Genomic DNA, 6107 nt, shown 5'->3' with positions numbered 1-6107 from the left:
TGAATCCGAAGAAATTGCAAATCAATTGGTAAAATTTTCGCTGTGACTTCATTCCAATTTTTGCCTGGAATAGCATTAAGGTCAAAACAGAAACATCTGAAACCTTGCATTGCTCTACATTCTTACGATGAACCAGCTCATCAGGAGCAATCTTTTGATATAAGTCACATCAGACTTCACGAAGCTGTGGCATACTGAGTTGAAGAGGATGACGACTCGGTGTATAATGGAAAGTGTCCATTTGGTTTACCTCTCTGCTTTTTTCTTCACTTGCAGTGTACACCAAATGGGCTTTTTTGTGAAGCAAAATCAACTAGCAACAGGGGTATATGTAATATTTTTCAGCCTAACTAGGCTTTACGCTATTCTGACTGAGTTAATTACGAATTAAATTTCTCAATCATTACCAAAAAAGGCGGTTGATTGATTTGATTGATAGTTTTATACAAAGTCACGGTAAATTCCTGTTGGGGTAGATGGCTCGCAAAATCTAGTACCGCATCCCGCTCTATCTCGCCACCTGTATGCCCATAGTAAATCATGACCGCAATCCGACCGCCAGCTTCTAAACGCTGACATAATTTTTCCAAGGCCTGTATGGTTGTATGTGGCTGGGTAATTACCGACTTATCTGCCGATGGAAGATAGCCCAAATTAAAAATAGCTGCTTTAATAGTTTCAATGTATTGATCCACATTTTCGTGACCTGTTAAAAGCAATTCAACATTATCTACTTTAGCTTCTGTTAAACGCTTGGTAGTTTGTTCGAGGGCTTGTTTTTGAATATCAAAAGCATAGACTTTTTTAGCTAATTGTGCCAAGAAAAGAGTATCATATCCATTTCCCATAGTAGCATCTACGACTATATCTTCTTTGGTTATGACTTCTGATAAAAAGGCATGTGCCATTTGCAATGGTCTTAACATATAAATCGCTGCTCCTTTGCCTTACATCCTTGAACACTGCCACGACGGTTCATTTCTTGCTCAATCGCATTTAGCACTTCCCACTTTTTGAGACTCCACATGGGTCCAATGAGCATGTCCCGTGGCGCATCTCCTGTAATTCGATGAATGACGATATGTTCAGGGATTATTTCTAATTGATCACAGATAATAGCAACATACTCATCTTGGCTAAGCAACTGCAAGCGTCCTTCATGATAATCTCGTTGCATCCGTGTGTTAGTCATTAAATGCAAAAGATGTAATTTAATCCCCTGAATATCATTGTCTGTCACACAGCGGCGAACATTTTCTATCATCATCTCATGGCTTTCACCAGGCAAACCATTGATTAAGTGGGAAACTATCTCGATTTTTGGAAATTTCCGCAGCCGTTGAACCGTTTCAACGTATAATTCATATGAATGTGCGCGGTTAATCAATTGCGAAGTAGTTTCATAAGTCGTCTGCAGGCCCAACTCTACCGTCACATGCATACGTTCAGATAATTCTGCTAGATAGGCAATCGTCTCATCAGGCAGGCAATCTGGTCTGGTACCGATATTGATACCTACAACCCCTGGCTCATTGATGGCCTGTTCATAACGCTCACGAATAACTTCTACCTTATCGTGGGTATTGGTGAAATTTTGAAAATAAACTAGATATTTTTTGACTTCAGGCCACTTTCGATGCATGAAGGCAATTTCTTTATAAAATTGTTCACGAATCGGTGCTTCAGGAGCTACAATCGCATCACCAGAACCTGACACCGTACAAAAAGTACAGCCACCATGAGCAACCGTTCCATCTCGATTGGGACAATCAAATCCCGCATCAATCGGAACTTTAAAAGTCTTCTCTCCAAATAGTTTTCGATAATAAGCATTCAAAGAATTATAAGGTTTCATAACTTTCATTGTACCACAAAATAAAACAGAACTCGCGCTCGGAGTTCCATTTACACTTTACTAATATCCGTTGGCTTCCATTGATGTTTTTTTAAATCCACACAGCCATTCGTTTTAAAAGTCACTCCTTCGGCCCAAAGGAGATGTCTCTGCTCCTCCCACGCTGGCGCTAAGCGTCCTGCGGAATTAACCACACGATGGCAAGGATACTTCCCATAAAGTCCAGCCTGAGACAGGACGCGACCTACCAAACGAGCATTTCTTTCTCGTCCAATCAACTGCGCAATTTGCCCATATGTCGCTACGCTCCCCAAGGGAATACAGGACACAACTGATAAAATTTGATGTACTAACTTGTCATTTAACACTTTTCGCATCATCTTTTTCCTTGTAGCAATGCTATTTTTGTTTTCCTTTGAAACGCCATTGAAAACGCAACTTATCATAATAAGGAAATTCAACATGCAAAATTCCTAGGCCTAAGAGAAAGCTTCCCAACACATCTGTCGGATAATGTACTCCCAGATACACACGTGACGTCATAATGATAAAAATCATCACAACCATCAAACTTTGCAAGATACGCTTCGTCTGCACTGATTTTATTCGTTGACTAACGATAATCAACAGCGTACCAAAGATTAGTGTAGAAGCCAAGGCATGCCCACTCGGAAAAGAAAATCCACCTTCTTCTACCAAATGTTGAATAGCAGGACGCGAACGTTGATAGATATTTTTCAAAAAAGCAACTAAAAGCCCCGTCAAGGCAAGATTCCCAATTAAAAGAATAGCCTCACTCCACCATTTCTTATAAAGGAAAAAACCAGCCAAAACTGCGACCCAGGTCATAATAACGGGCGTATTAATCAGACTCGTTACGCTAGAAAAGAAAAGTGTCAAAGTATGTGGCAAATCTCCACGTAAAGTTATCTGAATTAAACTATCAAAGTCTTTTAAATAATTAGGATGAAACTTGACAACATAGCCTAGAATCACAAAAAGTAAAAGGGCAAAAGAGCCCTTGGTTAAAAAAGTTTGTTTATTTTTCATATTTAATTAAAATCGGTTTTAAAAGCAAGTTAATGACCCAAAAAGCAATTGCAAAAACTACACCTTCCAATAGATTAAATGGAATGACCATCGCAAATAGATAATTTGCTACACCAAGAATCTTTGAAATATCAAAATTAGCAAACGTTGCATATAGCGGAATTGCATAGATATAATTCAAAAGAAGCATTGCCACAGTCAATCCCAGTGTTCCCACCACAGAAGCAATCAGAAAACGAACGATTGTCTGTTCTTTTTTCCAAATAAGCGCAAAAGCGATTACGAAAACAGCAACTGCAATGATATTCATCGGCAAACCAATGTAGGTATTGACCCCTTGGTTGTTCAGTAGAAGTTTGAGCACTGAACGAACCAGTAAAATGCTTAAAGCTCCTCTCAGATTCAGTACCACTAATCCCAATAGAATTGGTAAAATACTAAAATCCAACTTCAAAAAGCTGGCTCCCGGCAAAATCGGGAAATCAAAGAACATCAGCAAAAATGAGATAGCTGAAAGAATGGCAATAATAGCCATTTTGCGTGTATGTGTCATAACAGGTTCCTCCAATTTTATTAAATTAGAGAAGCTGGAAAGGCTTGCTTAAGAATAACTTATCCCAGTCAGTGAAACCTTTATGATAGTATAAGGAAGTCTCCTTAAATAAAATTAAAAGCCACAGTCTTGGGACTTCTCCCCTGCCTTTCGTCTTCTCCCATCCAGACTGTACTGTCGGTTGTGGAATTACACCACATCAGCTTGCGCTCGCGGACTTAAAACAGTTCCCTTAGTCGACAAAGATTTTATTTTTAGATGATGTTGCACCTCAAAGATCTATCAAGAAGCTACATTACTATATAAAAAGTAAAAGATTGTCAACGACTGAAAATTACCGCCGGTCGGGAATTTCACCCTGCCCTGAAGACCCTTTAATCATAACAAAAAAAGCCTGCAAGAGCAAGCGTTTTATCTGATATACAAAAATTATTCTGACACCATTATTTTAATTTGTCATGTTCGTATTCGTGTACTAGATCTAATCCTGTAAAATCTTGCTGCCGCAGGGCTTCATACACCATCATACAAACTGTATTTGACAAATTCAGACTTCTGACATGCTCATCGTTCATCGGAATACGCAGGGCTTTTTCAGAATGAGCACGCATAAAATCCTCTGGCAATCCTTTATCCTCACGCCCAAACATAAAATAATGATTTCCAGCGGTTGTAAAATTTTCTGCTGCATAAATCTTCTCCGCAAATTTAGAAATCAAATAGAGATGTCCATCCATTTTACTCATAAACTCTTCTAAATTGTCATAATAAGTAATATCCAGCTTATCCCAATAGTCCAAACCTGCTCGTTTCATCTTACGATCATCAATCGGGAATCCCATTGGTAAAATGATGTGAAGCGGTGAATTCGTTGCTGCGCAAGTCCGAGCAATATTACCCGTATTCTGTGGGATTTGCGGTTCAAAAAGAACAATGTGGTTTTTACATATCATAATTTTTCATTCCTGATTTCATTACTACTATAAAAAAATAGCCACACTGCTCGGAGTCAAGCTCAGCAAACAGCGTGGTTAAGGCATCATTAACTTACATCACAACAGGTTTGAGGTAAATCAATGAAGGTACTTTCTTAGTATATCACTTTCTTTGCACATGTCAACAAAAAAAGCTTAAAATTTTCATATTTTCTAGATTATTTGTCAATTTTTTCAAGAATTCTCTTATCGTTTTCATCAGGACGCTTTAATAGGACAAAATATACATTTTTCTTTCTTCAAAATGATGAAATTTTTGCAAAAAAAGAGTATGATATAGAAGTATACTTGGGAGGTATAACATGAAAATTATTGTCGTTGGTGGCGGTAAGGTCGGATCTGCACTCTGCCGTTCACTTGTGGCTGAAAAACATGATGTGATTCTCATCGAGCAAAATGAGTCCGTACTCAATCGTATCACAAAACGTTATGATATTATGGGCATTGTCGGTAACGGTGCTAATTTTAAAATCTTAGAGCAGGCTAATGTAGAGCATTGTGATATTTTCATTTCCATGACAGAGCATGACGAAGTCAATATGGTGTCGTCTGTGCTGGCTAAAAAAATGGGGGCAAAAGAAACGATTGTCCGCGCTCGCAATCCAGAATATTCAAATTCTTATTTTAAAGAAAAAAATATCCTTGGTTTTTCACTTATTGTCAATCCTGAGCTACTAGCAGCCCGTTACATTGCCAATATCATCGAATTTCCTAACGCACTTTCTGTGGAACATTTTTCAAATGGACGTGTCAGTTTAATGGCATTTAAAGTCAAACAAAATAGTAATCTGTGTCAGATGACTTTATCTCAATTTCGGAAGAAATTTGGAAATGTCTTGATTTGTGCTATTGAACGTGATAATCAATTGCTCATTCCAGATGGTGAAATTACCATTTTGCAGAATGATATAATCTATGTCACTGGAAATCGGGTGGATGTTATTCTTTTCCATAATTTTGTTCGACCAAAAGTTATAAAAAGTTTGATGCTCATTGGAGCAGGGAAGATTGCTTACTACCTACTCAATATTCTAAAAAATAGCAAAATCAAACTGAAAGTGATTGAAATTAATTCAAAACATGCCGAATGGTTTAGTCAAGAATTTCCGCATTTACATATTGTTCAAGGTGATGGTACTGCAAAAGACATTTTACTAGAAGAAAGTGCTCAACACTATGATGCAGTTGCGACCCTGACTGGTGTAGACGAAGAAAATATCATTTCTTCTATGTTCCTTGAAAGTATGGGGGTTCAAAAAAATATCACGAAAGTCAATCGGACTAGTTTACTTGAAATCATTGACAGTCAGGAATTTTCAAGTATTGTGACGCCTAAGAGAATTGCAGTAGATACAATTATGCACTTTGTCCGCGGACGTGTGAATGCTCAGTATTCCGATTTGCAAGCTATGCACCACTTAGCTAATGGACAACTTGAAACCTTGCAATTTCAAATCAAGGAAGAAAATAAAATGACTGGAAGACCACTTTCTAGTTTGAAACTAAAGAAAGGTGTCTTAATTGCAGCCATTATCCGAAATGGAAAACCTATTTTCCCAACGGGTGAGGATTACATTCAAATAGGTGACCAAATCATTGTCACAACGCTCATTCAAAGTATCACACAAATATATGATTTGTTAGAGAGGTAAGC

Annotated in this window: 7 protein-coding genes and 1 riboswitch; of the genes, 1 reads left to right on the top strand and 6 read right to left on the bottom strand. The window is 37.9% G+C overall.

From position 1 onward, the window contains the following. Positions 1 to 380: 380 nt before the first annotated feature. The 6 genes from HMPREF2542_RS08255 to HMPREF2542_RS08230 all read right to left on the bottom strand — a co-directional run bounded on the left by HMPREF2542_RS08255 (position 381) and on the right by HMPREF2542_RS08230 (position 4411). Positions 381 to 926, bottom strand: a complete 546-nt coding sequence (locus HMPREF2542_RS08255; protein WP_058669767.1) for a tRNA 5-(aminomethyl)-2-thiouridylate-methyltransferase MnmM — start codon at positions 924 to 926, stop codon at positions 381 to 383. Beyond that, positions 920 to 1855 carry a tRNA modification radical SAM protein MnmL/YtqA gene (locus HMPREF2542_RS08250; RefSeq protein WP_082663100.1) on the bottom strand — a complete coding sequence of 312 codons (936 nt, stop codon included), beginning with the start codon at positions 1853 to 1855 and terminating at the stop codon, positions 920 to 922. The genes HMPREF2542_RS08255 and HMPREF2542_RS08250 overlap by 7 nt, the downstream gene beginning before the upstream one ends. Before the next feature lie 50 nt (positions 1856 to 1905). Beyond that, a complete protein-coding gene (locus tag HMPREF2542_RS08245; RefSeq protein ID WP_058669769.1) occupies positions 1906 to 2232 on the bottom strand; it encodes an MGMT family protein in 327 nt (108 codons plus the stop codon). A gap of 22 nt (positions 2233 to 2254) precedes the next feature. Then, the gene (locus HMPREF2542_RS08240; RefSeq protein WP_058669770.1) at positions 2255 to 2905 is read right to left on the bottom strand and encodes a phosphatase PAP2 family protein; all 651 of its coding nucleotides are present in this window, start codon (positions 2903 to 2905) and stop codon (positions 2255 to 2257) included. Beyond that, the gene (locus HMPREF2542_RS08235) at positions 2895 to 3458 is read right to left on the bottom strand and encodes an ECF transporter S component (protein ID WP_003068171.1); all 564 of its coding nucleotides are present in this window, start codon (positions 3456 to 3458) and stop codon (positions 2895 to 2897) included. Before HMPREF2542_RS08235 ends, HMPREF2542_RS08240 begins: the two co-directional genes overlap by 11 nt. Positions 3459 to 3606: 148 nt before the next feature. Further along, positions 3607 to 3833: riboswitch (FMN riboswitch) on the bottom strand. A 68-nt stretch (positions 3834 to 3901) separates the two neighbouring features. Continuing rightward, complete coding sequence (locus tag HMPREF2542_RS08230) at positions 3902 to 4411, bottom strand: tRNA (cytidine(34)-2'-O)-methyltransferase (protein ID WP_006268308.1); 510 nt, start codon at positions 4409 to 4411, stop codon at positions 3902 to 3904. A 344-nt stretch (positions 4412 to 4755) separates the two neighbouring features. Between HMPREF2542_RS08230 and trkA the strand changes: the two genes are divergently transcribed. Continuing rightward, positions 4756 to 6105 carry a Trk system potassium transporter TrkA gene (trkA, locus tag HMPREF2542_RS08225; RefSeq protein ID WP_006269456.1) on the top strand — a complete coding sequence of 450 codons (1350 nt, stop codon included), beginning with the start codon at positions 4756 to 4758 and terminating at the stop codon, positions 6103 to 6105. The last annotated feature ends 2 nt before the right edge of the window (positions 6106 to 6107 follow it).

It is taken from the genome of Streptococcus sp. HMSC034B05 (assembly GCF_001809055.1).
Lineage (GTDB): Bacteria > Bacillota > Bacilli > Lactobacillales > Streptococcaceae > Streptococcus > Streptococcus constellatus.
Note: the sequence above shows the minus strand (reverse complement) of the source record. Positions and strands in the feature narration are given on the sequence as shown.